At 41.9% G+C, this 26004-nt stretch carries 21 protein-coding genes and 1 other annotated feature; of the genes, 2 read left to right on the plus strand and 19 right to left on the minus strand.

Features of this window, described 5'->3' with window-relative positions; translation table 11 throughout:
* Positions 1 to 219 precede the first annotated feature (219 nt).
* Entirely contained in the window at positions 220 to 483 is a 264-nt protein-coding gene (locus AC1TO9_RS10775) for a hypothetical protein (protein ID WP_482055630.1), read from the minus strand.
* A gap of 218 nt (positions 484 to 701) precedes the next feature.
* Here AC1TO9_RS10775 and AC1TO9_RS10780 point away from each other — a divergent pair, with 218 nt between their 5' ends.
* Complete coding sequence (locus AC1TO9_RS10780; protein WP_482055629.1) at positions 702 to 1121, plus strand: YlbF family regulator; 420 nt, start codon at positions 702 to 704, stop codon at positions 1119 to 1121.
* Between the two features lie 61 nt (positions 1122 to 1182).
* On the opposite strand, the gene AC1TO9_RS10785 is transcribed toward AC1TO9_RS10780, so the two are convergent.
* Positions 1183 to 1668, minus strand: a complete 486-nt coding sequence (locus AC1TO9_RS10785) for a hemerythrin domain-containing protein (protein ID WP_482055628.1) — start codon at positions 1666 to 1668, stop codon at positions 1183 to 1185.
* Positions 1669 to 1807: 139 nt separating this feature from the next.
* On the opposite strand from AC1TO9_RS10785, the gene AC1TO9_RS10790 reads away from it, so the two are divergent.
* Positions 1808 to 2041 (plus strand): DUF2249 domain-containing protein, encoded by a 234-nt coding sequence (locus tag AC1TO9_RS10790; protein ID WP_482055627.1) that lies wholly within the window; start codon positions 1808 to 1810, stop codon positions 2039 to 2041.
* 86 nt (positions 2042 to 2127) lie between these two features.
* Here the strand turns inward: AC1TO9_RS10790 and murC are convergent, their stop codons facing one another.
* The 17 genes from murC to ispG form a co-directional block, all read right to left on the minus strand.
* The gene (gene murC, locus AC1TO9_RS10795) at positions 2128 to 3501 is read right to left on the minus strand and encodes a UDP-N-acetylmuramate--L-alanine ligase (protein ID WP_482055626.1); all 1374 of its coding nucleotides are present in this window, start codon (positions 3499 to 3501) and stop codon (positions 2128 to 2130) included.
* A 7-nt stretch (positions 3502 to 3508) separates the two neighbouring features.
* Positions 3509 to 4885 carry a bifunctional folylpolyglutamate synthase/dihydrofolate synthase gene (locus AC1TO9_RS10800; protein ID WP_482055625.1) on the minus strand — a complete coding sequence of 459 codons (1377 nt, stop codon included), beginning with the start codon at positions 4883 to 4885 and terminating at the stop codon, positions 3509 to 3511.
* 40 nt (positions 4886 to 4925) lie between these two features.
* Positions 4926 to 7592 carry a valine--tRNA ligase gene (locus AC1TO9_RS10805; protein WP_482059164.1) on the minus strand — a complete coding sequence of 889 codons (2667 nt, stop codon included), beginning with the start codon at positions 7590 to 7592 and terminating at the stop codon, positions 4926 to 4928.
* A 222-nt stretch (positions 7593 to 7814) separates the two neighbouring features.
* Positions 7815 to 8091 (minus strand) — a binding site (T-box leader).
* Positions 8092 to 8443: 352 nt separating this feature from the next.
* A complete protein-coding gene (locus AC1TO9_RS10810) occupies positions 8444 to 9628 on the minus strand; it encodes a LysM peptidoglycan-binding domain-containing protein (RefSeq protein WP_482055623.1) in 1185 nt (394 codons plus the stop codon).
* A 321-nt stretch (positions 9629 to 9949) separates the two neighbouring features.
* A complete protein-coding gene (locus AC1TO9_RS10815) occupies positions 9950 to 10861 on the minus strand; it encodes an RluA family pseudouridine synthase (RefSeq protein WP_482059165.1) in 912 nt (303 codons plus the stop codon).
* Positions 10858 to 12159 (minus strand): glutamate-1-semialdehyde 2,1-aminomutase, encoded by a 1302-nt coding sequence (gene hemL / locus AC1TO9_RS10820; RefSeq protein ID WP_482055621.1) that lies wholly within the window; start codon positions 12157 to 12159, stop codon positions 10858 to 10860. Before hemL ends, AC1TO9_RS10815 begins: the two co-directional genes overlap by 4 nt.
* A 19-nt stretch (positions 12160 to 12178) precedes the next feature.
* Positions 12179 to 13180 (minus strand): porphobilinogen synthase, encoded by a 1002-nt coding sequence (gene hemB, locus AC1TO9_RS10825; protein ID WP_482059166.1) that lies wholly within the window; start codon positions 13178 to 13180, stop codon positions 12179 to 12181.
* 291 nt (positions 13181 to 13471) lie between these two features.
* Positions 13472 to 15022, minus strand: a complete 1551-nt coding sequence (gene cobA / locus AC1TO9_RS10830) for a uroporphyrinogen-III C-methyltransferase (RefSeq protein WP_482055619.1) — start codon at positions 15020 to 15022, stop codon at positions 13472 to 13474.
* A 4-nt stretch (positions 15023 to 15026) separates the two neighbouring features.
* Complete coding sequence (hemC, locus tag AC1TO9_RS10835; protein ID WP_482055618.1) at positions 15027 to 15971, minus strand: hydroxymethylbilane synthase; 945 nt, start codon at positions 15969 to 15971, stop codon at positions 15027 to 15029.
* Positions 15972 to 15974: 3 nt separating this feature from the next.
* On the minus strand, positions 15975 to 16634 hold the full coding sequence (locus tag AC1TO9_RS10840) for a precorrin-2 dehydrogenase/sirohydrochlorin ferrochelatase family protein (protein WP_482055617.1): 660 nt from the start codon (positions 16632 to 16634) through the stop codon (positions 15975 to 15977).
* A complete protein-coding gene (ccsA, locus tag AC1TO9_RS10845; protein ID WP_482055616.1) occupies positions 16631 to 17458 on the minus strand; it encodes a cytochrome c biogenesis protein CcsA in 828 nt (275 codons plus the stop codon). The genes AC1TO9_RS10840 and ccsA overlap by 4 nt, the downstream gene beginning before the upstream one ends.
* A gap of 16 nt (positions 17459 to 17474) precedes the next feature.
* Complete coding sequence (gene hemA / locus AC1TO9_RS10850; protein WP_482059167.1) at positions 17475 to 18869, minus strand: glutamyl-tRNA reductase; 1395 nt, start codon at positions 18867 to 18869, stop codon at positions 17475 to 17477.
* A gap of 184 nt (positions 18870 to 19053) precedes the next feature.
* Positions 19054 to 19575 carry a hypothetical protein gene (locus AC1TO9_RS10855; RefSeq protein WP_482055614.1) on the minus strand — a complete coding sequence of 174 codons (522 nt, stop codon included), beginning with the start codon at positions 19573 to 19575 and terminating at the stop codon, positions 19054 to 19056.
* A gap of 197 nt (positions 19576 to 19772) precedes the next feature.
* Positions 19773 to 20399 carry a ribosome biogenesis GTP-binding protein YihA/YsxC gene (gene yihA, locus AC1TO9_RS10860; RefSeq protein ID WP_482055613.1) on the minus strand — a complete coding sequence of 209 codons (627 nt, stop codon included), beginning with the start codon at positions 20397 to 20399 and terminating at the stop codon, positions 19773 to 19775.
* Between the two features lie 15 nt (positions 20400 to 20414).
* A complete protein-coding gene (lon, locus tag AC1TO9_RS10865; protein WP_482059168.1) occupies positions 20415 to 22751 on the minus strand; it encodes an endopeptidase La in 2337 nt (778 codons plus the stop codon).
* Positions 22752 to 22840: 89 nt separating this feature from the next.
* Entirely contained in the window at positions 22841 to 24577 is a 1737-nt protein-coding gene (gene lonB / locus AC1TO9_RS10870) for an ATP-dependent protease LonB (protein ID WP_482055611.1), read from the minus strand.
* 260 nt (positions 24578 to 24837) lie between these two features.
* Positions 24838 to 25947 (minus strand): flavodoxin-dependent (E)-4-hydroxy-3-methylbut-2-enyl-diphosphate synthase, encoded by a 1110-nt coding sequence (ispG, locus tag AC1TO9_RS10875; protein WP_482055610.1) that lies wholly within the window; start codon positions 25945 to 25947, stop codon positions 24838 to 24840.
* Positions 25948 to 26004 lie beyond the last annotated feature (57 nt).

Raw genomic sequence — 26004 nt, forward strand, 5'->3', positions numbered from 1 at the left:
CACCTTGTCTCATCTTCTATTATCTAGATATATGATAGATTTCAGAAAGATATGTTCAACAATGAATACTTCTGAGAATAGAGACCACTGAGAATCCAATTGTAGAATGCATACATATTCAGAAGGATACCGCTACAATGACGGATTGTCCTTACAATCGCTATTGCCCTCTGATTTCTTAATTATATACCGCTTGAGCGGTTGAAATCAGAGGGCAAATCATATGCTTCCGAGTGGGTTGAAATCTTCTCCGATAATTTTAAATGAATGCTGACCTTCAAAGAGTTCAGTAACAAATACAGCCATACTAGCTGCATTCACCGCAACTAGAAAAAGGCGATCCATAACGTCCAAATCTGAAATCTCCGTAATTTTCAATTGAACATCCTGAGGTATAGAACCAAAACGTGTATTTAATATTCCCAACAAATCTGTTGCATCCGATTTCAAAGCATTGTTCCTCATTATTTGCTCATACGTCATTGTTCATTCTCCTTATCTATGTATGAATCAAGAAACTCTGATTCTTATTCATTTCGTATTCTATTCCATCTAATAGATGTATCTTAACACCCTAAATATAGTCTATTTGTGAGACCAGTCACATGTGCTTCATGTTGCTCATTGTAGAGTAGATGATGTCATTATGTTCTTATTTGAAGTACAGAAATTTGTTAAATCCAATAGAGGAGGATATACACATGATCAATACACTGGATACAACTTTAGTCTTAGGGAAGATGGAGGAGCTGTGTACGGAATTACTACAACAAGACGCATATCAGGAGCTAAGGCAAATGATTGACCAATTCGCCTCAGATGAACAAGCTATTGAGAAATATGAGCACTTCCTGGAACTACAACATACCATGCAACAAAAAGAAGCACAGGGATTGGAGTTGACTGAAGCGGAGGTCAACGACTACGAACAAGAAGAGGCTGACATATATAAGGACGATGTTATCCGCAAATTTCTATTTGCACAACGGGAGTTCAGTCAACTTCACAGTTTGGTTAGTCAGTATTTCACCAAAACCGTTGAGCTCAATAGACTACCCGAACAAAAAGAATTGAAAAAGGGCGGTTGTGGGTGCGGCGGAAACTGTGGCGGAGGACATTAATAACATCAAGAAGAAACGGTAATCCTAAGTTAATAGGATTACCGTTTTTGTTTCCTTTCTGTTACAACACTGTGTTCATTACCCGTGGGAATAGTACGTTATCTTCTAAATTGATATGTTGATTCATATCTGACTCTAACTCCTGTAACATTTGGTAGGTCAACCGAAAGATATCGTTCGCATCATCTGGAAGTGTATAATTATTCGTCACTTCCCGGATTTGGTTAAGGATATCCTCGCTAGAATCATGTTCACTCTCCAATGCCTCCATCATACGCAGACATTTCTGAAGCATTAGGTCAGAAGGATCTTGTTCCAATTTCTTAATCGCCGGGAACATGTCCATCTCTTCCTTCGGCAGATGGATTAATAATTCCTTGTGCACTTTGGCGAACAGCCTACGTACCTTAGTAAGTTCAGGATGGAGCTTACCATGGCTGTTCTCGATTTCAATCGTATATTGAGCAAGCATAGGTAATGTTCGATACAAGTAGCCATGATGAATGTTCACGATATATTCTATCAATTCGCTGAATGTTTTGTCCATATTGGACCTCCTTCAAATGAGATAGAATTATCATAGTTCGCAAAGTCAATCCGAGTATGTGACTGGACTCACTAAGTCGAATCATCTCCTACTCTATAATCAAAATCACAAACAAACTATTTTCTAGGAGGAATAAAAAATGAGTCAATATGCTGCAACTGTCAACGCTACTGAATATCCACCACATTTAAAACATAAGGTGATCTTCGAAACATTTAATAATCTACAACCGTCTGAAGCTATGCTCCTAGTAAACGATCACGATCCGAAGCCTCTCCGCTTCCAGTTCGAATCGATGCATTCAGGACAATTCACATGGGAATATATTGAACAAGGCCCAACGACCTTTCAAGTTAGAATTGGAAGAGTGTAACCTGGCTTAACCATAAAAAAAACACGTCATATCCTTATGGATACGACGTGTTTTTTTATAATGATGCATATGTTGTTATCTCACCATTACTTTTTATTCATACCTTTAGCAAGTTCAGCTCCAACCTTCCAAATATCTCCTGCCCCCATAGTAAGAACAACATCTCCAGATGCGACTCTGTTCTTCAAATCCTCAAGGACCAATTCCTTTGTCGGAATGTATCTTGCCGTCGCATTACTGTTCTGCACAATAAGTTCCACTAATCTAGAAGAATGGACACCTTCAATTTCCTGTTCACCTGCAGGCGAGTATATATCCGTAATAATGACCTCATCTGCTTCACTAAAGGCTCGGCTAAATGCATCCAATAGAAAGAATGTACGCGAATATCGCTGCGGTTGGAATACTGCAATAATGCGTTTACCCGTCGCTTTTGCCGCACTAATGGTAGCTTCAATCTCCGTCGGATGATGTGCATAATCATCAATGATGAGAATACCATTCTCTTCGCCAAGTACCTGGAAACGACGCTTTGCACCATTAAACTCCAATATTTCTCGCACGATAGATTCGAAAGGTATGCCTGACTTAAGACAGACAATAACAGTTGCCATCGCATTATACACATTATGAAGTCCTGGAACAGACAATTTTACTACTCCAAGCTTCTCGCCTCTATGACTCAATGTGAAGGCAATTTGGCGATCTCCAAGAGTAACTTCACTTGCCATATAATCCGCTTCTGTCTTTATACCAAAAGTGGTAATAGAGCTATTTAGTCTCGGTAAAATAGACTGTACATTCTGATCATCAGCGCAAACAACAGCTATACCGTCTTCACGAATCTGATTCAAAAATTGAACGTACGCTCCCTTTAGCTGTTCGAAGTCACTGTTATAATTCTCCAAGTGATCCGCTTCAATATTGGTAACTACGCCAAGCCATGGGTGGTATTGCAAGAACGAACCATCACTTTCGTCTGCCTCAGCGACAACATGTTCTCCTTGACCTGCCTTCGCGTTCGTCCCTATATTCATAATCTCTCCACCGATAATATAGGTAGGATCGATTCCGCATCTTTCCATTACCAGTGCAATCATAGATGACGTAGTCGTCTTGCCATGAGCCCCAGCAACAGCTACCCCTTTCCGCTCGTTTAGCAACCTAGCCAACATTTGCGAACGATGTAACACCGGAATATTGAGTTGTTCTGCTTCCACTACTTCCACATTATCTTTGGATAGAGCAGTCGAATATACGACTACGTCAGCACCATGCACTTGTTCTGCAGTATGTCCAATATAAATTTTGGCTCCATTGGCAGCTAACTTTTCCGTTAACTCCTGGGAGACCATATCCGAACCCGTAACTGTATAACCCATTTCTAACATAACTCTTGCGATGGCGCTCATCCCGTAGCCACCAATGCCAATAAAATGAATATGTTCTGATGTATTCAACCGTTATTCACCAACCTTTTTCAGAATCGGATTGATTTAAGAGAGATCCTCGCACGTCGGCAATGAGATATAATGTACCAGATACCACTCCAAGATCCTCCTCTTCCGTCCGTAACTTTAATTTCTCTAGTGCTATTTGCCAATCAGGTTCTACGATAATTTGCAAAGTAGGTTTAGCGTAATTAGACTGCAAACGTTCCACAACCTCAAGTAGCTTATTAGCGTCCATTTTCTTGCGGAAATCTGGTTCAGTTAGAATAAGTGTATCCACTAAAGGAAGTATATGCTTCAAGTAGGATTCATGATGCTTATTCCCCAACATCCCCATCATTAAATTTAATGATCGGTATTTATAATACTGAGGAATACTGTTAGCCAAGCTCTCAGCACCCTCTGGATTATGCGCTCCATCCACAATAATTCTAGGATGATTCACTACTTCTTCTAATCTTCCAGCCCATACAGTATCTCGGAATCCTTTGAGGATATCTTCATCTTCCATGACATAGGCCATATATTGACGTAGCACCTCTAGCACCATCATCGCACCTGCAGCGTTCGCAATCTGATGCTCACCCTTCATCCCAACTTCAATATCCATTGAGCGAAAAGGACCCTTGAAGTGGAATGACTGAACATCTACTTCAAATTTCACACGTTCATACGTAAAATTCTCCCCCGCAAGGTATAAGGTCGAGTTACTTCTATCTGCTGCTGCTTTCAGTATTTCTACTACTTCAGGCTGATCAGCACAACTAACGACAGGAACGCCACGCTTAATAATACCTGCCTTTTCCGTAGCAATAAGGGATAAGGTATCTCCCAGAATATCCGTATGATCTAAACCAACATTCGTAATGATAGAAACGACTGGAGTTACAATATTTGTTACATCCAGTCTACCCCCAAGACCCGTCTCCCATACGACAATATCAGGAACACAAACCTTAGCGTAGTATACAATCGCAATGGCCGTTGACACTTCAAACATCGTTGGTGATCCTTGGTCAGTTAATGCGATGCTCTCTACCACTGGACGTAATATATTCGTCAGATCGAGCAGCGTTTCTTCTGGAATATCTTCCCCATTATATTGAAATCGGTTAGTAAATTTAGTGATATACGGTGATGTGAACGTCCCTACTGAATAGCCTGCTTGTAACAATACCTTTGTTAAAAAAGCACAAGTGGATCCTTTACCATTGGTTCCCGCTACATGAATAAATTTTAGACGGTTCTGAGGTTGCCCAAGTTGTTCCATCATCATCTCCATGCGAGATAATCCTGGTCGGATTCCAAAAGGTATCAAGCCATTAATCCAATTAACTGCTTCATGATATGTCGTAAAGGGAGCTGGAACTTCAGCTACATTATCATTTCCCATGCTTTCCACCCTCAGCTCTATAAAATATTTGATGTTCGGCTTATCCTCTGAGTTCTTCTATTCTAGCCAATACTTTGCTGCGTTTATTAGAGTAGTCTGCCATCTTCGCAGTCTCTTCTTCTATAACTTTCGCAGGAGCCTTAGCAACGAATCCTTGATTACTAAGCTTCTTCTCAACTCGCTCAACCTCAGCATTTAACGTTTTTACTTCTTTTTCAAGGCGTTCAATTTCTTGAGCAATATCAATCAATCCAGCCAAAGGCAAATACAACTCAGCACCTGTCACAACAGCTGTCATCGACTTATCTGGAGCTTGAATATCCACGCCTACTTCAAAGCTCGATGTATTACAGAAACGCTTCACGTATTTCTCATTACGACTCACGATTCCAAACATCTCCACATCACCTGCTTTGACAATCAGTTCAACCTTCTTACTCATGGGTACGTTAACCTCTGAACGAATATTACGTACCGTCCGAATAATTCCCATCAACATATTCATTTCATTCACTGCTTCTGGATGCTCAAAGGAAGCGTTATACTCTGGCCAGGAAGCTAGTGTAATCGTATCTCCTTCATGCGGAAGATGCTGCCATATCTCCTCCGTTATGAACGGCATGAACGGATGAATCAAGCGTAGCGTACGGTCAAGAACATAAGCAAGGACAGATTTCGTGCTCTTCTTAGCTTCTTCATCTTCTCCATATAATGACAGTTTAGCGAATTCGATATACCAGTCGCAAAGGTCATCCCATATAAAGTTATAAAGAACTCGGCCCGTCTCTCCAAAATCATAAACATCTATTAGACGCGTAATATCACGTGAAGTTTCGTTTAAACGATGTAGAATCCAACGATCTGACGTTTGTAAGTCGCCGCTTATATCAATATCCTCAAATGTGAAGCCTTCTAAATTCATCAGAGCAAATCGAGATGCATTCCATATTTTATTGGCGAAATTACGCGCTTGCTCTACACGCTCCCAACGGAAACGAAGATCTTGACCAGGCGTACTGCCCGTTGAAATCATATAACGCATGGCATCCGCGCCATACTTCTCAATAACTTCTAGTGGATCCACGCCATTGCCGAGTGACTTGGACATTTTGAGTCCATCCGAATCTCTAACCAAGCCATGCATCAATACATCCTGGAAAGGAATCTGGTCCGTGAATTCAAGTGCAGTGAATATCATTCGCGCCACCCAGAAGTAAATGATGTCATATCCCGTAACAAGTACATTCGTTGAGTAGTATCGTTTCAGATCTTCCGTATCATCAGGCCATCCAAGTGTTGAGAAAGGCCATAGTGCTGAGCTGAACCAAGTATCAAGTACATCATCGTCCTGTCTTAGTTCAGTGCTTCCACATTTAGAACATACATTCACATCATCTTGGGAAACGTGGATCTCACCACATGATTCACAATACCAAGCAGGGATGCGATGCCCCCACCAAAGTTGTCTTGATATACACCAGTCACGTACATTTTCAATCCAATTCAAATAAACTTTCTCAAATCGATCTGGAACGAAGTTTACACCCTTACCAGACTTCTGTACTTCAATCGCTCGTTCTGCTAATGGCTTCATCTTAACGAACCACTGTGTAGAAAGGTAAGGTTCCACTACAGCTCCCGTACGCTCACTATGTCCAACTTGATGAACATGATCCTCGATAAGGATTAACACACCTTGTTCTTGTAAATCCTTTACAATCTGTTTGCGGCATTCACTACGATCTAGACCTTCATATGGACCAGCAAGATCATTCATCGTTCCCGTATCATCCATAACTATAATTTGTTCCAATTGATGACGGAGGCCTACTTCGAAATCGTTCGGATCATGAGCAGGGGTAATCTTAACTGCACCACTCCCAAATTCTCGATCGACATATTCATCAGCAATAATCGGTATTTCACGATTCACGATAGGTAGTAAGACCGTTTTGCCAATCATATCTGTATATCGCTCATCTTTTGGATGAACAGCAATAGCAGAATCTCCTAGCATCGTCTCAGGGCGCGTCGTCGCCACAACAATATGACCGCTACCATCTTGTAGAGGATACTTCAGGTGATAAAGATGTCCCTGTACCTCTTTATGCTCCACTTCAATATCAGATAAGGCTGTTCGTGCAACTGGATCCCAGTTGATAATATATTTACCACGGTAGATTAGCCCCTTCTTATAGAGCTTCACAAACACTTCTTTTACAGCTTTGGAGAGACCTTCATCCAATGTGAACCGTTCTTTAGAATAATCAAGAGACAACCCCATCTTAGCCCACTGATCACGGATCGTATTCGCATACTGATCTTTCCACTCCCATACTTGATCTAGAAATTTCTCTCTTCCCAGATCATAGCGAGTTATTCCTTGCGCACGTAACTTCTGCTCTACTCTCGTCTGTGTAGCAATTCCTGCATGATCAGTTCCAGGCAACCAAAGCGCATCGTACCCCTGCATTCTCTTGGTTCGTATTAGAATATCTTGTAATGTGAAATCCATCGCGTGACCAATATGAAGCATCCCTGTCACATTTGGTGGTGGGATAACGATGGTATATGGCTTCGCATCCGGTCTTTGACCTGCTTTGAAGAATTCACCCTCTAACCAATATTTATACCATTTCTGTTCAGCGGATTTAGGATCATACGTTGTTGGCATTTCCGTCGTTGTTTTCATTTCTTTATCTGTCATTATTATTAAACCTCCAGTACATCTTCAAAATATCTAACAAGCAGAAACGATTATGCCGTCCTTTTTCGTGGACGGTACCCGTCTCTGTGGAAATATAAGGATTAGAGTATCGAGAATCAATTTCATAATTACGCAACCCGATTTAGCTGCATCGGCGATTATGAAATTGATTCAAGTAAAACGTATACTTCTTATATTTGAACACAAAAAAACCTCACGCCCTCAAAGGACGAAAGGTTATCTTTCGCGGTACCACCTTTGTTTCATGATAAGTAAAATAATAAGCCAATATGACATAGGCTTACAATGATACTTCTCACGACACTCATACAGATAACGGCTGCAACCGGCCATATTCTAATCCCTTGTATAACACATGGACTCAAACAGGCAACTCCAGGGCGACTTTCGCTTGGCTTACATCCTACGGAATCTTCCAGCGTTGCAATTCCGCTCTCTGAAGGGTATGCCAACTACTCTTCCCATTCACAGTTGATTGTCAATATTCTGTATTAATAATAGCGTGCATGTTGCATATAGTCAACATCGTGTACATTAAGGACGTTGACTATATACAACATCTTATAGTGCGTGTTCAAAAAGTCAAATTTTCAGCACCAAGAAGATTGGATGAAGCAAGGGAGTGAGGAGCGGAGCGTAGGCAGTACCTACGTGAGCACCGGAAGGACCGGCTGAATTCAATGTTCGATGTCGAATAAGCTTCTTGGCATACTTCGTGATCAAAAGATGACTTTTTGAACAACCTCTTATATACACAAAGGGCTATCATCTTAGTAATGAAAATCTACTAAGGTGATAGCCCTTTGTGTTAATAAAATTATCGTTACATGTTACGGGATATAAAGAATCTGCCCTTCTTCAATCGTCTGCTCAGATAAACGATTATGCAATAGCAGTTCTCTCGGACTCATTTGATAGCGATCTGCAATCAAATCAATCGTCTCTTCCCTTTGTACGATACAAAGTCGAACTTTACTGAATGGCGTTTTCTCAGATGTTCCGCCGAGAAAAAGACTTTTCCACTCGACCTCTTCATTTACTGCATGATCATTATTCACTTCACGAGCTTGCTGCTGCTCTTCCTGAACCTGTTGCTCCAAATCTCTTAGTGTTCTCGCACGACTAGAACTCAATATTGACGATAATCCAACATGGTCTTGCTTAGAAGTTGTGGGTTCTTTTTTGCTTCCTAAAGCAATTTTCATTTCCACTTTCTCATCAGTTTCTTTAAGCTGATCAGCTTCCGGTATTCCAGTCACTAGAATTGAATCCTCTTCTAACAATCCACCTTCTATTGAATCCAATGACGGCTCTCGTTCTCCATTGTTGTCGTTCATAACATGCTCATCAGGAAGACTGTTTTGCGTAGGTGATGAGAGTTCCTGGTCATCCTCAGATTTAATTTGCCACACATTTGAGTGATCTTTAAGACGAGCAAGATCTTCCTCATCTATATGTAGCGCCGATATGTTAGCTTGAGAACCCTCCAAATCAACGGATTCACTTAACTCTAGCAATTCATTCTGCACTTGATCCTCATAGGCTATATCTTTATCCAATGGTCTAGATGAAGACCCTTGAAACACATCCCAATCCGGAGCATGTACAACCGTGAATTCTTCGGCATTCCAGGCTGATATGTCTTCTCCCGGTGATTCAACCCCCTGCAATGACAGCACTCCTGTAATGTTAAGGCTTCTCTTGGATAACAAATCGATGTCGAAGTTCTCAATCTCCACAGCAATCTCGTTCAAGGATGATACACGGTTAAGAGGCACAGTAATTTCAACGGGAATATAGTGCTCAAGCCGTTGTGTACCCTCCTCTTCACCCTCTCCCCTGTATAAACCTGTTAGTAATAAGTGCCCCCGGAGTGTAGCTTCCTCATCCTGATTAATCACCTGAATATGCGGTAACAATTCAACCTCTTCAAGTTCCGCAATTCCAGCCACTTCTTCTGATAATTGAATGCGTTCATAAATATCAAAGCGCAAACCATAGGACTGGTCAAACACAGGTAACGTCCTCCTTTTCAGCATATTCTAACCATGAGTCGACTCATGGCATGAGCCCATTATTCTTAACTCACTATATTTATATGCTCAAGCAGAAACGGCTATGCCGTCCTTTTTCAAAGAGTTTACGCTTCCGATGCTAGCGATACTTCGTATCACTTTAAGGTATCCGTCTCTGCCGAAATATAAGAAATAGAGTATCAAGAATCAATTTCATAATTACGCAACCCGATTTAGCTGCAGCGGCGATTATGAAATTGATTCAAGTGAAACTTCTACTCCCTTATATTTAGAAAAAGGAACACATGCATTTTTTTAAGATTATCCTTTGGTCATAGCTTGCAAATTAATCCGAAGATTGAGCAAATCCTCCGGCCACGGATCCTCTATTTCTATAAATTCACCCGTAAACGGATGGGTGAAACATAACTTCTCCCCATGCAGTGCTTGTCGATGAATCAAGGCATCACTTCCACCATAAAGTGTATCCCCTAGCAATGGATATCCTAAATGGCTTAAATGAACACGTATTTGATGCGTGCGACCTGTATCTAATTCAAGATAAATGAGACTCGCGCCTCTATACACCTCTTCCACACGTACATGTGTGCGTGCAGATTGCCCTGTAGGAGAGACACGACGGCGCTGAGCATGGTGACGATCCTTCCCAATGGGCAGATCAATCACCGATAGATTGGAAGCGACAGTCCCTTCAACGAAAGCGATATATTTTCGCTCAATTTGTTTTCCACGCATGTCTTCATCTAATTTCAATTGAGCCCATTCATTCTTAGCATAGAGCACAGGTCCTGACGTGTGCTGATCAAGTCTATGAATATGTCTAACGGCAACCTGCTCACCCATTCCTTCATAGTGCGCAGCAACAATGTGATCCAGTGTTACCTCGCCCTCCCGCCCGTCCGGATGTATCGTCATTCCTGCTGGTTTATGAACAACTAAACAGAAATCATCCTCATAGAGAATATCAAGTTCCTGCCATAGCGAACCAATACCATGGGAACGTGATGGAAAAAGAGCCAACCTAAGCTTATCTCCATTCCATTGAATCCCTTTCTCATGCTTAAGGCGACGCAACAACTTCTCAGGCATTCCGACAGAATTCAACAACCATGCAAGCGTCTCCGCCTCACGGTTATCTGAATCACGGATAGCTTTGCCAGGAATAAGTTCTAGCCATTCTCCACGGCGACTCCAACTGCCTAGATAGCTCATAGATTCTTAAGGGCTTTATAGTTAGCTTCAATACTATGATCAATATCCTCGATACTATGTGCTGCCGAAACGAACATTCCCTCGAACTGTGATGGAGCAACGCTCACACCATGGTTAAGTAAACCTGCAAAATAACGTCGGAATGTGTCTGAATTACTATTCTTTGCTGTATCAAAGTTAATGACCGGTGCATCAGTAAAAAATGGACATACCATAGATCCCACGCGATTGATCGTAACAGGAACACCGAGTTCTTGAGCATTCCGCTCAAATCCAGCTTGTAGACGTGCAGCGCGCTCCTCTAATTGCTTGTAGACTTCCGGCGTGAGTAACTTAAGTGTCGTGTATCCGGCTGCCATCGCCAACGGATTCCCACTAAGGGTGCCTGCTTGATAGATCGGTCCAGAAGGAGATATCTGCTCCATAAATTCACGTTTGCCACCGTACGCACCTACTGGAAGTCCACCACCAATCACTTTCCCGAGGCAAGTTAAATCTGGTGTTATACCATATAATCCTTGTGCACAATTTAAGTCCACTCGGAATCCAGTCATGACCTCATCAAAAATAAGTAAACTTCCATATTGGGTCGTTAGATCACGTAAACCTTGTAGAAACCCTGGAAGTGGCGGTACAACACCCATATTCCCAGCTATAGGTTCGACAATGATACAAGCAAGTTCTTCACCGAAGCGCTCAAAAGCTATTTTGACAGATTCAAGATCATTATAAGGAACCGTAATCGTGTTCACTGCAACACTTTCTGGTACTCCTGGGCTATCAGGTAAGCCTAATGTAGCTACTCCTGATCCCGCTTTGATCAGAAGGCTATCTGCATGTCCATGATACGAACCTTCAAATTTCAAAATTTTACTTCTGCCCGTAATACCACGCGCTAGACGAATAGCACTCATCGTAGCTTCTGTTCCCGAATTGACCATCCGCACAATTTCAATAGATGGAACACGTTCACAGACAAGCTTCGCCATCTCCGTCTCAATTAAAGTCGGAGCCCCGAAGCTTGTCCCCCGCAAAGCTGTTTCTCGAATAGCTGAAATAACCTCTGGATGAGCATGTCCCATAATCAGCGGTCCCCAAGAGCAGATATAATCAATAAATGTATTTCCGTCGATATCAAAAATACGGGAACCTTCCCCGCGTTCGACGTATATTGGAGTCAATCCGACTCCTTTAAATGCACGAACAGGGCTATTAACTCCCCCTGGAATAACCTGCTTAGCTTCTTCAAATGCCGCTCTAGAAGCCTCTTCTTTGCGCTTGCCAGACAATTGAGTCATTCTCGACACTCCTATCCTTCTATTTTCCTGCGATCCAACCAGCTACATCTTTTGCGAAATAAGTAATAATGATATCTGCACCAGCTCGTTTCATACCCGTAAGCATTTCCTGAACAATGGCTTTCTCATTAATCCAACCTTGCTGTGCAGCAGCTTTAACCATGGAATATTCTCCGCTAACATTATATGCAACCAGTGGAAGATCGAATTGATCCTTAATCATTCGCATAATATCCAAATATGCCAGGGCTGGCTTCACCATAAGCATATCAGCACCTTCAAGCACATCAGATTCTGCTTCTCTAAGCGCTTCTCTGGCATTGGCAGGGTCCATTTGATAAGTCTTACGGTCACCAAATTGAGGTGCAGAGTCTGCTGCTTCACGGAAAGGTCCATAGAATGCAGAAGCATATTTCACCGAATAGGACATAATGGGAATGTTCTGATATCCCTCTTCATCAAGCCCTTCACGAATTGCTCGTACAAATCCATCCATCATATTAGATGGTGCGATGATATCCGCTCCTGCTTTCGCTTGAGATACTGCGGTCTTGACAAGCAATACGAGTGACTCGTCATTAAGCACATCTCCACAAATATGACCTTCATGTTCAAAAGTATGTACCATCCCACAATGCCCATGATCCGTAAATTCGCATAAACAAGTATCCGCAATAACTAACAATTCAGGATACCAACCTTTAATAAGACGCGTTGCCTCTTGTACGATGCCATCATCTGCAAATCCTGATGATCCAATGCTATCCTTCGTTTCCGGTATCCCAAACAATAACACTGCTGGAATGCCCAAAGCTACAATATCGTCCACTTCACTCTTCAACATGTCGAGCGAGAAATGGTACACGCCTGGCATGGAGGAAATCTCCTTCTTCACATTTGTACCATATGCAACGAAGATAGGCTGCACCAAATCCTGCACATTTAGAACAGTCTCCCGTACCATACTCCGAATAGCAGCAGACTGTCGTAAGCGGCGATGCCGCACTAATGGAAAACTCATGGTTGTAACCTCCTAAAAGTTTTTAAGCATACACTTCAAGATTTACTTCGAAAAAACTCGCATCGGAAGCGTAAACTTATTTCTGTTGCATGACCGCTACGGTGACGGATTATTCTTACGATCGCTGTTGCCCTCGGATTTCTTGATTGTATACCACCTATATGTGGTAGAAATCCGATTCATAAGCATATGCTTTCGAAGTAGCTTTCCTATGGAAAGCTTGTAGGCGAGCGCTATCGCTTCTTCAGAACAATTCCGTCCCCTCCGCAAGGTTCTTCACGATCTTTTTTTTCAGTTCTGCACTGCGTTCCAACGGCATAAAGATTGAACCACGCTCTCAATCGTCGCTTCTTCCGCAATCATCCCTACAGTTAATCCCGCTTCCTTTGCGGTCATAGCTGTAATTTCCCCAATACAGAAGGTTTCAACACCTTCCAATTGCTTGACAGGATCTTGAATCCCCATCCGCTTCATGATGGTTAGGAGATTCGTCACGGTTGAGGAACTAGTGAACGTAATGGCATGAATACTGCCCTCATCAAACATTCTTAACAGTTCGCTATCATCTTCGCCCGTTATAACCGTATGATATGTAACCGTATCGGTCACTTCAAGCCCCATCTCCATAAGCTTCTCAGGAAGCCACTTTCTACCTTTATCTCCTCGTGGTAGCAGAACCTTCTGTCCTGCCTTCAACTGTGCCCCCAACATCTCCACCATTCCCTCTGCTTGGAATACTTCTGGAAGTTGCTCAGGGATGATACCATGTGACATCAAGGCTTCTGCAGTAGCCGGTCCAACAGCTACCACTTTTGCACGATATAATGAACGGACATCTCGTCCATGTTCCTGTAAATGCATAAAGAAGAATTCTACTCCATTCACGCTGGTGAAGAAGATCCAATCATACTCCTCTAATTTAGCAAATGACGATTGTATATCTAGTATTTCCTTCGAGTCTGTCGGTCTCACTATATCAATAACTGGAAACTCATATGGTTCGCCACCAAGCTCCTCAATTCTGTTAGCCAACCCGCTCGCTTGGGAACGAGCACGGGTTACAAGAATACGTTTGCCGAAAAGTGGCATATATTCTGCCCACATTAATTTCTCACGCTGTAGTACCACATCACCTACAACAATTACAGCGGGAGGCTGAAAGTCAGCAGCTTTTACTTTATCCTCAATATCTGCAAGCGTCCCAGTCAATGTTTCCTGTTCCGCACGAGTTCCCCAACGTACGAGCGCTACAGGAGTGCTAGCAAGACGACCGTGTGTGATCAATTGCTCACTTATGTACCCTATCTTAGCAACACCCATCATAAAGATAAGGGTTCCCGTAGCATTCGCTAACTTATCCCATTGTATCTTTACATCAAGCTTGTCCGGACTTTCATGACCCGTAATAATCGAAAGTGAAGAAGACAAATCACGATGAGTCACCGGAATACCTGCATAAGCCGGAACACTTATCGCGGAAGTTATTCCCGGAACGATCTCATAACGGATACCATGCTTCCACAGTAGTTCTGCTTCCTCGCTAACACGACCAAAGATAGTTGGGTCTCCACCTTTTAACCTAGTCACTGTCTTACCTTCCAAAGCCAAGTCCACTAACAGCTGATTAATATCTTCCTGTTTCATCGTATGTCTGTCTGGAAGTTTGCCAACGTATACCTTCTCGGCCCCAGGTTTCATCGATTGTAGCAAACGTGGATTTGCCAAACGATCATACACAACTACGTCTGCTTTTTTGATACATTCCAAGCCTTTGACAGTAATTAAACCAGCATCTCCTGGTCCTGCCCCCACCAAATATACTTTACCAGATGTTAACGACATCCCTTCATCCCCTTACTTGCGCCAATATATTCTCCGCTCCCTGAGCAATTAACTTGTTTGCTACTTCAAGACCAAGCTTCTCGGGGTCAGTACCCGTCACCATTTCTTTCAAAATGACATCCCCCTCTGGAGAACCAACCATACCTGTTAATTGTATAACTTTAGAACCTGTTTGAGTATCATCCACCCATATCGCATGAGCCCCAATCGGAACCTGGCAGCCACCATTTAATACACCTAGAAATTTACGCTCTGCTGCTACTGTCATCGAAGTATCTTTATCATTATACAGAGCAAGAAGTTTACGAACTCCCTCATCATCTACACGACATTCAATACCTAGTGCACCTTGCCCAACAGCAGGCAGACAGACATCTACCGAAATATAAGATGTAATTCTATCTTCCCAGCCCATACGTTTCAAACCCGCTACTGCTAGTAGAATGGCCTGGAATTCACCTTCCTCAAGCTTCCGGAGTCGCGAGTCAATATTACCGCGAATAGGCTCTAACTGCAGATCTGGACGATATGCCTTCAGTTGACTTGAACGCCGTAAACTACTCGTCCCAACCTTAGCGCCATGTGGTAGTTGATCTAAATCCAATCCATCCAAGGAGATAAGACAATCGCGTGCATCAGCCCGAACTGGCACAGCGGCATTCATTAGACCTTCCGGTAACTCTGAGGGCATATCCTTCATACTATGTACGGCCATATCGATCTCTCCGTCAAGCATCGCCTGCTCAATCTCCTTAACGAACAACCCTTTACCACCAACCTTTGAAAGAGTCACATCGAGAATTCGATCCCCTTTTGTAACAATCTTTTTAACCTCAAATTTAAAATCAAACCCATGCTCATCACTAATTTTCTGCAACGCCTGAATAACTTGTCCCGTTTGCGTTAAAGCAAGTGCACTTTGTCTACTACCTACTATAATCGTTCGCATTTCTTATTCCCCCTTATTTTCCATAATCCACATTTGTATTTCTGCTTGACTCCACTCCTTATAGGTACCCTGTCGAATATCCCCCAGAATAGAGCATTGCGCTAATTTTCTAAATAACTTACCACGTTGCTCAAGTGATGCAACTCCTTTTTTTATTTCTGAACGCATATGGTACAGGAAATCAAGATATAGCTCGTACTCTTCACCATACTGCTCGGCTAAAGTATTGCTTATACTCCTGGCTATTGTGGGACCCGCACCTAAAGTTGATACAGCAATGGTTAGTCGTCCGCGCTTCATGACAGCTGGAGTGATAAATGTACCTAACTCTGCATTGCTCGCTACATTAACTGGAATCGCCATTTCTTTGGCTTCCTCCGCTATTGTTCTATTCAGATCTTCTTGATTTGTTGTAGCATGAACAATCCAATGTCCCGCAGTATCACCATCAGAGAAACCTCTTTGTTTCCATTGAATACGACCCTCTTTATATAATACAAATAATTCATGCGTAAGCTCTGGACTAATCACGGTTACATTCGCTCGTGCTTCAAGGAGTGCCTTAATCTTTCTCTCCGCGATCATTCCCCCACCCACAACAAGACAGCGCCGATCTTCACACTCTAGCATGATGGGGATATATCCCGCCATTGATCCACTCACACTCCTGTCCACCAATGAAATTTAGACCACGAATTCAGAAGAAGATTTATAATAATAACGGCATATCCGATTAATGCCCACTTTGATATCACTACACCGGAATTTTTCTTAGCCCTTCTTTTAACAAAATACAATATAAAAATACTCAATCCCATGAAAGTGGTCACTACCTTAGAATCCAACAGCAATTCTAAACGCCCTTCGGCAACAATGGACAGCACAGCCACGATTAGTGATACAGATAGAAGTGGTAGGCCCGTTACCATGCCATAGTAAGAGTATTTGTCCATCATTTCAAGACTCGGTAGTCGTCTAACTGTGTCATTCCATTTCTTGTCTTTTAATTTCTTATGCAAAAATAGATACATCACTGCAAATACAGCAGCAACTGTAAACGATACTACACTTAGATTTGCCAAAATAATATGAAATACTAACAACCCATGTACACCTTGCCAATTACTCATAGGATCATTACTGAAATCGAACCACAAGTGATTAAGCACAAAAACACAAAAGCCAATCACACTTAACAAAAGAACAGCAAATTCAGACTTTTTCAAAAAGCACATCACTAATGATGCTATGACAAGAATGAATGCAAACATGAATAAGAAATCATATAGGGTGAAAATTGGAGCAATACGATCCTCCCACATCCGAATTCCAAGGATCGTTAATTGAGATACAAATACAACAACAAGAAGCCCTGTGCCTGTCCACTTCGCTCTCAAATTGCGTCGAATGCAATCAGAGAAAAAGAACAAAAGGCTCAGGGCATAAATATAAATGCCTGCATCATAAATTCTACTTAATAATAACATCTTATCTCACCCACCTCTACAGGCTGGCCGGCATCAAAGATGCCTTAGAAAGAGATGATTTGATCTCCGTAGAAGATTTACTGCTTGTACCCACCAATACATGCTGTGTTCCAACCATCATACCATCATCTCTAGTGTCATTCAGCTGATTCTCTAAAGCGAATATCTGTGTAAAGACATCCAGGGAGTCCTCACCATTCTTCTCACCAGTCAATTCCTTAATTCGATTAATCGGATCATGCAACATCTGGTTCACGATACTTTTAGTTAAACGACGGATCACTTTCCGTTGATGTTCATCCAGTTCAGGTAGTTTATTGAATAAACTTTCCATCGTTTCTTCGTGAATTACATTGGACTTTTCTTGTAAAGCTCGAATAACAGGTCTCACTCCAAGCGTCTTCAACCACTGATTAAACACAATGATCTCTTCCTCAATCATGATCTCAATCTTAGTTGCTTCCGTTCGACGCATTTCAAGATTACTCTGTACTATCCCTTCTAAATCATCGATATCATACAGGAATACATTATGAATATCACCAATAATAGGATCTATATCCCTTGGCACAGCAATATCAATAATAAACAATGGCCGTGATTGACGACGCTTCATACTCTCCTTCACTTGCGCAGAAGTTAATACATATTCTTCGGCACCTGTGGAGCTGATTAGTATATCCACTTCATCTAAGCGCGAAATTGCCATATCTAAAGTACATGGTGTGCCATTAAACTTCTTAGCTAATTCTTCAGCACGTGACAACGTGCGGTTGGCAACAATAACTTCGGCCGCTCCATTTCCATACAAATGCTTCACAGTTAATTCACTCATCTTACCCGCGCCGAGGATCAATACTTTCTTATCTGTAAACAATCCGAAAATCCGTTTACCTAGTTCAACTGCGGCATAACTAATGGATACCGCGCTCTCTCCAATAGTCGTCTCAGTATGCACTCTTTTCCCTAGGGTAACTGCCTGCTTAAATAGCATGTTGAACCAAGTTCCAGTTGCATTATTCCTTTGTGACTCTAGGAATGCACTACGAACTTGACCTAAAATTTGCGTCTCTCCAAGCACCATAGAATCCAGGCTACATGTCACGCGTAGCAAATGAGATATTGCTTGTTCATCTTCATATATATATATGTGTTTCGTGAATTCCTCACGGGAAATACCGAACCACTGTTCCATGAAACCTCGTATGAAATAACCGCACATATGTAGACGATCCACGACTACATAAATTTCTGTCCGATTACAAGTTGCAACAATGACACCTTCCAAAACCGTTTTGGTATGCTTTAATTGGTCTAGAGCTTCCGGTAAATCCTTATCTGCGAATGTGAACTTTTCTCTCACTTCCACAGGCGCTGTCCGATAATTTAATCCTACAACGACGATATGCATATATAAAGTCACCTACCCCAAATAATTTAAATATCTCCGAACTATATAGAGTTTGTTCAAAAAATAAGCTTTTGGAACTCGTAGTTATATCATAATTCATTTATGTTAATTATATCACATTAATTAAAATCTCCATGACGATTTATTGACATGTTTATGAACCTGTATCGTAATGAATGAACTTTCACTTTGAAATAAGATCATCTAACTGCTTACTTAGTTTGCTCAATTGCTCAGCTTGTACTGAATTCACCTGATGGTTACTATTCACAATAATGCTATAAATCGGTATTAAGTCAGTAAATTTAGAACTGAAATCAACTAATAACTCACGTTCCTGCTGATTAATCGAACGATCTCCAGCAATCTGCCAGCCTGTTATCATATTAACCAATTCATCAATGGCTGGCAAATATTCTATCTCTTTCTTACCAAAAGCCCTAACCATCCGTTCATGTCCGAAGTTAGCTGAATAAGCTGCCAATTTCACTCGATCTAACTCTTTCGTATTATTCATATGAGTAGCCTCCATCAAGGAGGAATTCAATATTTCCATTTGAAAATAAACAACTTCATAAAGCATCTGGGATGCATCCACTTTCACCTCATTGGGCTTTAATAATTGATAGCCCTGATACAACAAACTCCCAACTAACAGTAGTAATACACAAGTGAATATAATGTCTTTGTACTTTCTTCGACGCAACTATACCGCCCCCTTATCACATTTATAGCTATGTAACATTGTATGGGAGTGTGAAAAAACAAATAACCACGGACCTCCATGGTTATTTGTCAAATAAAAACGACTATGATCTCCTTATTCAAGGAGATCACGCTTCCGATGCTAGCGATGCTACCGTATCACTTTAAGGCACCCATTTCAGCGGAAATATAAAATTATTACACTTCAGTTAGTGCTTCATCCTCATCATCTTCTTCAGTAGCACTCATATTAGCTTTAATAATACTCCACAGTTCATCCTTGCCTAAGCCTGTATCAGATGAAAATAAGACTAGCGGATGATCGATCCGTAAACCCAAACTTTCCTTCATCTGTTTAATCTGCTTGGCCCATCGGCTACGAGGAATCTTGTCAGCCTTCGTTGCTACAACACAGACAGGAATATCATAATGTGACACCCAATCATACATAATCATATCATCCTTGGAAGGCGGATGCCGCAGATCTACTACAAGTAGCAACAACTTCAATGTCACTCTTTCCAGTAAATACTTCTCGATCATGTTTCCCCATGCAAGTCGCTGCGACTTAGATACTTTGGCAAATCCATATCCAGGAAAGTCAACCAAATACAATTCATCATTAACGACATAATAGTTTAATTGCTGAGTCTTACCAGGAGTTGAGCTCGTTCTAGCTAAATTCTTACGATTAATCATGCGGTTAATTAATGATGACTTACCCACATTCGAGCGACCTGCCAGAGCAATCTCTGGCAAGCCATCGCCCGGGTATTGATCAGGCCCAACGGCACCAATCACGAACTCGGATTTGGTTACTTTCATAGTTATAATCCCTCTCTAGTGCACTCCCTTACGTTCCACAAGCGCATGTTGCAGAACCTGATCCATATGAGACACAGGAATAAATTCCACTTCATTCTTTATGCTGTCCGGAATCTCACTTAAATCCCGTTCATTATCTTTAGGGAGCAAAATTTTCTTATAGCCTGCACGATGGGCAGCTAGTGATTTCTCTTTCAGTCCTCCAATTGGTAGTACACGTCCACGCAGCGTGATCTCACCTGTCATAGCCACATCCTTGGAGACAAATCTCTTACTCAAAGCCGAAACCAATGCAGTAGCAATCGTAATCCCTGCCGATGGTCCATCTTTAGGAATGGCACCTTCAGGAATATGGATATGAATATCATTCTTCTCATGGAAGTCAGAATCGATTCCTAGCACTTCGGATTGGGAACGAGTATAACTAAAGGCGGCCTGTGCAGACTCCTTCATCACGTCACCCAATTGACCTGTCAATATTAGTTTACCTGAACCTGGCACGACTGTCACTTCAATCATTAACGTCTCTCCGCCTACTTCGGTCCATGCAAGTCCCGTTACCGTTCCAATCTGATCCTCAAGATCAGCTACACCATAACGGAATTTAGCAATTCCAAGGTTCTCCTTAATATCTACAGGGGTAATGATAATGGTCAAATCCTGTTGTGAAACAATCTTTCTAGCAGCCTTACGACACAAAGAAGCAATCTGTTGCTCTAAATTCCGAACGCCTGATTCACGCGTATACTCACGAATCACTTTCAATAAGGCATCCTCATCGACCTGTAGTTGATCAGGTTCCAAGCCATGTTCACGCTTTTGCTTCGGCAACAGATAACGATTGGCAATCTGAAGCTTCTCAAGTTCTGTATAACCCGGAATATGGAGTATTTCCATCCGATCCAAAAGAGGTCTTGGAATGTTATGAATAGCGTTGGCTGTCGTAACAAACATCACCTTAGATAAGTCAAATGGTACCTCGATGAAATGATCACTAAATGTATTGTTCTGTTCTGGATCAAGCACTTCAAGTAAAGCCGACGAAGGATCACCTCTGAAATCAGATGCCATTTTATCTATTTCATCTAATAGAAACACCGGATTCATCGAGCCGGCAGATTTCATCCCCTGAATGATACGACCTGGCATGGCTCCTACATACGTGCGACGGTGTCCACGAATTTCGGCTTCATCTCGTACACCTCCGAGCGATATGCGTACGAATTTCCGTTCAAGTGATCGGGCTATTGAACGTGCAAGTGATGTTTTACCAACACCTGGAGGTCCAACAAGACACAGTATCGGCCCCTTCATTTGCTTAACAAGCTTTTGTACTGCCAAGTACTCCAGAACGCGTTCTTTCGGTTTATCAAGACCATAATGATCCTCATTCAGAATATCTTCTGCTTTCTGGAGATCTAGATCATATTCCGTTTCATTAGACCAAGGCAGAGCGAGTAACCAATCAACATAATTACGGATGACTCCACCTTCTGCTGAACTTGAAGGCATCTTTTCAAGCCGATCGATCTCTTTCTCAATTTTTTCTTTTACTTGTTCGGGAAGTTCCTTTCCATCCATCTGCTCACGAAGCTCATCCACTTCGTTCGCCCGACCTTCCTTCTCGCCTAATTCCTTTTGAATAGCCTTCATCTGTTCACGGAGGTAATATTCTTTTTGCGTTTTCTCCATTTGTTTCTTAACTCGCTGACCAATCTTTCGCTCCAATTCAAGCACTTCACGCTCGTTATTAAGAATATCTAGAAGCTTCTCAAGCCGTTCTCGAATATCAACAGTCTCTAATATCTCTTGTTTATCCTTAATCTTCAAAGTCAAATGACTGGTAATCACATCTGATAGTCGGCCTGGTTCCTCAATGTCCGAAACAGCGGCTAACGTCTCTGGAGTAACCTTCTTTGACAAATTAATATAATATTCAAATTGACTAAGAACTGTACGCATTAAAGCATCAATCTCTGGATCATCAATCTCTAATTCTGGAAGTACACGGGCAATAACCTCGTAATACTCTTCATTATCTGTATACTGAAGAACCTCCGCTCGCTCCACACCTTCAACTAGCACACGAATGGTTCCGTTTGGAAGTTTCAACATTTGTCTCACTTTCGCTACTGTACCGACTCTAAATATATCCTCTTGCTCCGGTTCTTCAATGTTCACTTCAGACTGAGAACAAAGGAGAATTAAATTATCTTCTATCATCGCTTTCTCCAATGCTTTGACCGATTTCTCACGACCCACGTCAAGATGAAGCACCATACTTGGGTATACAAGAAGTCCTCTCAAAGGCAGCAAAGGAAAACGACGACCTTTCGATTTAATAGACCCCATCGCTTTCACACCTCCAGTTGCTCTTTTTACGCATATGCATTTTTATATTTTAACAAAAGAATGGCTGAAACACCAATATAACGCGGTTTCTAAATGCTACTCGAATCTGTCACTTGACCTTGTGTAACAGATTTCGCCTGAAGGAGAGATGATGATATTCCAGTGTATACATCCGGGAACTCAGACAGTGTCGTTTCTTGTAGATGATTCACCAGTTCCTTACCAAACACATGATGGAATACTTCCTGAATGTGATCAACTGGGATAACTTGTAACCCATTAAGATCTGCAAACAGAGCCTGCCAGTTGTCTTTAGGTATGATGACTGTTGTTGCTCCAGCTTGAAATGCTGCCTCAACCTTGGCAATAACACCACCAACAGGCTTCACCTTACCGTGAATGCTAATCTCTCCAGTCATCGCTATCTTGTGATCAATCGGTATATTCTTTACTGCTGACACGATTGCCGTTGCCATCGCAATACCAGCAGATGGACCATCAATCGGAGTTCCACCAGGAAAGTTAATATGCAAATCGTAATCACTGGCGTTAAGCCCCATTAAACGAAGAACTGTGAGGACATTCTCTATTGAGCCTTTCGCCATGCTTTTCCTGCGAATCGTCCGAGCTCCACCGCCAATCTCTTCCTCTTCCACCACACCTGTTATATTGATTTTCCCTTGACCCTTTGAACTTATAGAAGCAGATACTTCAATTTCAAGTAATGTTCCTAGATTTGATCCATACACAGCAAGTCCATTAACTACTCCAACCTGTGAATGCGTTGGTATTTTACGTTCAGGCCGAGGTTGGAGTTGGCTGCTATTAGCTACCCACTCCACATCTGTTGCCTCTAATGAGTCTCTCTTTTCAGTCCATGCTAAACCAGCTGCGAGCTGAATGATATTGACAGCTTCTCTTCCATTGGTAGCATACTTCTTCACCACTTCTACAGCCGAAGGACATGGTTTAAGACCTATTTTTGCAATAGCATCTTCTGCAATCATGCCGATTTCATCGGGCAGTAGCGGTCGAAAGTATATTTCCATACAGCGGGACCGGAGCGCAGGTGGAATTTCTTCCGAGGAACGAGTCGTCGCACCAACGAGACGGAAATCAGCAGGTAAGCCATTCTGAAAAATATCATGGATATAAGCAGGCGTATTATTATCTTCAGAGTTATAATATGCACTTTCCAAGAGAACCTTGCGATCTTCAAGTACCTTTAATAGTTTATTTAATTGGATCGAATGTAATTCACCAATCTCATCAATAAATAGAATTCCACCATGCGCTTTCGTCACAGCTCCGGGTTTAGGTTGCGGAATACCCGCAACTCCCATTGAGCCGGCCCCTTGATATATCGGATCGTGAACAGATCCAATGAGAGGGTCTGCTATTCCTCTCTCATCAAATCGAGCAGTGGTTGCATCAATTTCCGTAAATTTCGCTTCACTTTTAAAAGGTGAAGTCGGATTTTTTTTAGCTTCCTGCAATACAACCCTGGCTGCCGCTGTCTTCCCCACTCCTGGAGGCCCATAAATAATGACATGCTGAGGATTATCACTACATAGCGCTGCTTTTAAAGCACGTAATCCTTCCTTTTGTCCTACAATATCATCAATCGATTGTGGTCGGGTTTTCTCTGAAAGAGGTTTGGTAAGTGATATAGAACGTAGTTTCCGTAACTTATCTAATTCTTTCCTCGACTCCCTATCGATTGCTGTTCGGTTTGTCTTCTGACCCCGTAGCAAAGTCCAGAAGTAAATCCCGATAATGACACCAAAGAACAATTGAATCACCATAAATATCATACTTAAATTCATAGTTTTCCTCCCATTTCTATAACTCCCATTAGGCTAATACTTGGTAGTATAGCCTTTTCCTCATTCAATAAACGCACTTATTGTGATTTTCGGCTGGAAATATGTCTAAAGGACTTTCACATGGTTAGATTTAGATGACTTGAATGTATCGTTACTGTCATGGTTAGGAAGTAATGTCTATAGGCTACATCCGCTCTTATCTGTCAAAAAAGCTACAGGCCGATAACTTACGGCCTGTAGCTTTTGTACTTACACTATAATTAGGATTGATGCTGATGATTGCGACCTGGTATTTCTCCAGTAGCTTCATACACTTCAACGATATGATCAATTTCTTTCTTCAATTCATTAACTAGCTCAGCTTCAGGTACCTTACGGATCATCTCTCCGTAGCGGAAAAGCATCCCTTCTCCACGTGCACCAGCAATACCAATATCCGCTTCACGCGCTTCGCCTGGGCCATTCACAGCACAACCAAGTACGGATACCTTAATAGGTACTTTTAAATTAGATATATACTCCTCTACTTCATTAGCAATAGAGAATAAGTCAATATCCAATCTTCCACAAGTTGGACAAGAGATCAATGTTGGAGCATTCGAGATCAGACCAAATGCCTTTAGAATCTCACGTGCTACTTTCACCTCTTCGACAGGGTCCGCACTAAGCGAAATCCGTAGGGTGTTACCGATCCCCATAGAGAGTAGAGCACCAATACCTGCCGAACTCTTAATTGTACCCGAGAACAACGTTCCTGCTTCCGTGATCCCTAGATGCAATGGATATGGGATAACTTCAGCGGCCTTGCGATAAGCCTCGAGAGCCATAGGTACATCCGATGCTTTTAAAGAAACGATAATATCATGAAAGTCCAACTCTTCCAGTATTCCTATATGAAAAAGTGCACTCTCAACCATAGCATCAGGTGTCGGATAACCATATTTCTCAAGCAAATGATTCTCAAGTGAACCAGCATTAACCCCAATTCGTATAGGTATTCCCTTCGCTTTACAGGCTTTTACGACTTCTTCTACCTTGGAGCGACGTCCGATATTACCAGGATTAATGCGCACTTTATCAATGCCGTTCTCAATAGCAGCTAAAGCTAATCTATAATCGAAATGAATATCCGCAACTAATGGGATATGAATCTGTTTCTTTATTTCTTTGATTGCAGCAGCGGCCTCCTCATTATTAACGGTAACCCGCACCATTTGGCAACCCGCTTCTTCTAAACGTAATATTTCAGCCACTGTTGCTTCCACATCTGCCGTCTTCGTCGTACACATGCTTTGAATGATCACATCGTTATTTCCACCTATGATCAGGTCTCCAACTTTAACAGAACGTGTGTCTTTTCTTGAAAACATAGTTAGCCTCTCCCTTTAACGCTAAAACTCCACCCCTTGCCCCGACGTCAATAGCTG

It is taken from the genome of Paenibacillus sp. Y916 (assembly GCF_056786435.1).

Excerpts from the sequence above, each read along its gene's own strand:
- AC1TO9_RS10775 (WP_482055630.1), bottom strand. The coding sequence starts at position 483 with ATGACGTATGAGCAAATAATGAGGAACAATGCTTTGAAATCGGATGCA.
- AC1TO9_RS10780 (WP_482055629.1), top strand. The coding sequence starts at position 702 with ATGATCAATACACTGGATACAACTTTAGTCTTAGGGAAGATGGAGGAG.
- AC1TO9_RS10785 (WP_482055628.1), bottom strand. The coding sequence starts at position 1,668 with ATGGACAAAACATTCAGCGAATTGATAGAATATATCGTGAACATTCAT.
- AC1TO9_RS10790 (WP_482055627.1), top strand. The coding sequence starts at position 1,808 with ATGAGTCAATATGCTGCAACTGTCAACGCTACTGAATATCCACCACAT.
- AC1TO9_RS10800 (WP_482055625.1), bottom strand. The coding sequence starts at position 4,885 with ATGGGAAATGATAATGTAGCTGAAGTTCCAGCTCCCTTTACGACATAT.
- AC1TO9_RS10805 (WP_482059164.1), bottom strand. The coding sequence starts at position 7,592 with ATGACAGATAAAGAAATGAAAACAACGACGGAAATGCCAACAACGTAT.
- AC1TO9_RS10815 (WP_482059165.1), bottom strand. The coding sequence starts at position 10,861 with ATGAGCTATCTAGGCAGTTGGAGTCGCCGTGGAGAATGGCTAGAACTT.
- hemL (WP_482055621.1), bottom strand. The coding sequence starts at position 12,159 with ATGACTCAATTGTCTGGCAAGCGCAAAGAAGAGGCTTCTAGAGCGGCA.
- hemB (WP_482059166.1), bottom strand. The coding sequence starts at position 13,180 with ATGAGTTTTCCATTAGTGCGGCATCGCCGCTTACGACAGTCTGCTGCT.
- cobA (WP_482055619.1), bottom strand. The coding sequence starts at position 15,022 with ATGTCGTTAACATCTGGTAAAGTATATTTGGTGGGGGCAGGACCAGGA.
- hemC (WP_482055618.1), bottom strand. The coding sequence starts at position 15,971 with ATGCGAACGATTATAGTAGGTAGTAGACAAAGTGCACTTGCTTTAACG.
- ccsA (WP_482055616.1), bottom strand. The coding sequence starts at position 17,458 with ATGTTATTATTAAGTAGAATTTATGATGCAGGCATTTATATTTATGCC.
- hemA (WP_482059167.1), bottom strand. The coding sequence starts at position 18,869 with ATGCATATCGTCGTTGTAGGATTAAATTATCGGACAGCGCCTGTGGAA.
- yihA (WP_482055613.1), bottom strand. The coding sequence starts at position 20,399 with ATGAAAGTAACCAAATCCGAGTTCGTGATTGGTGCCGTTGGGCCTGAT.
- lon (WP_482059168.1), bottom strand. The coding sequence starts at position 22,751 with ATGGGGTCTATTAAATCGAAAGGTCGTCGTTTTCCTTTGCTGCCTTTG.
- lonB (WP_482055611.1), bottom strand. The coding sequence starts at position 24,577 with ATGAATTTAAGTATGATATTTATGGTGATTCAATTGTTCTTTGGTGTC.
- ispG (WP_482055610.1), bottom strand. The coding sequence starts at position 25,947 with ATGTTTTCAAGAAAAGACACACGTTCTGTTAAAGTTGGAGACCTGATC.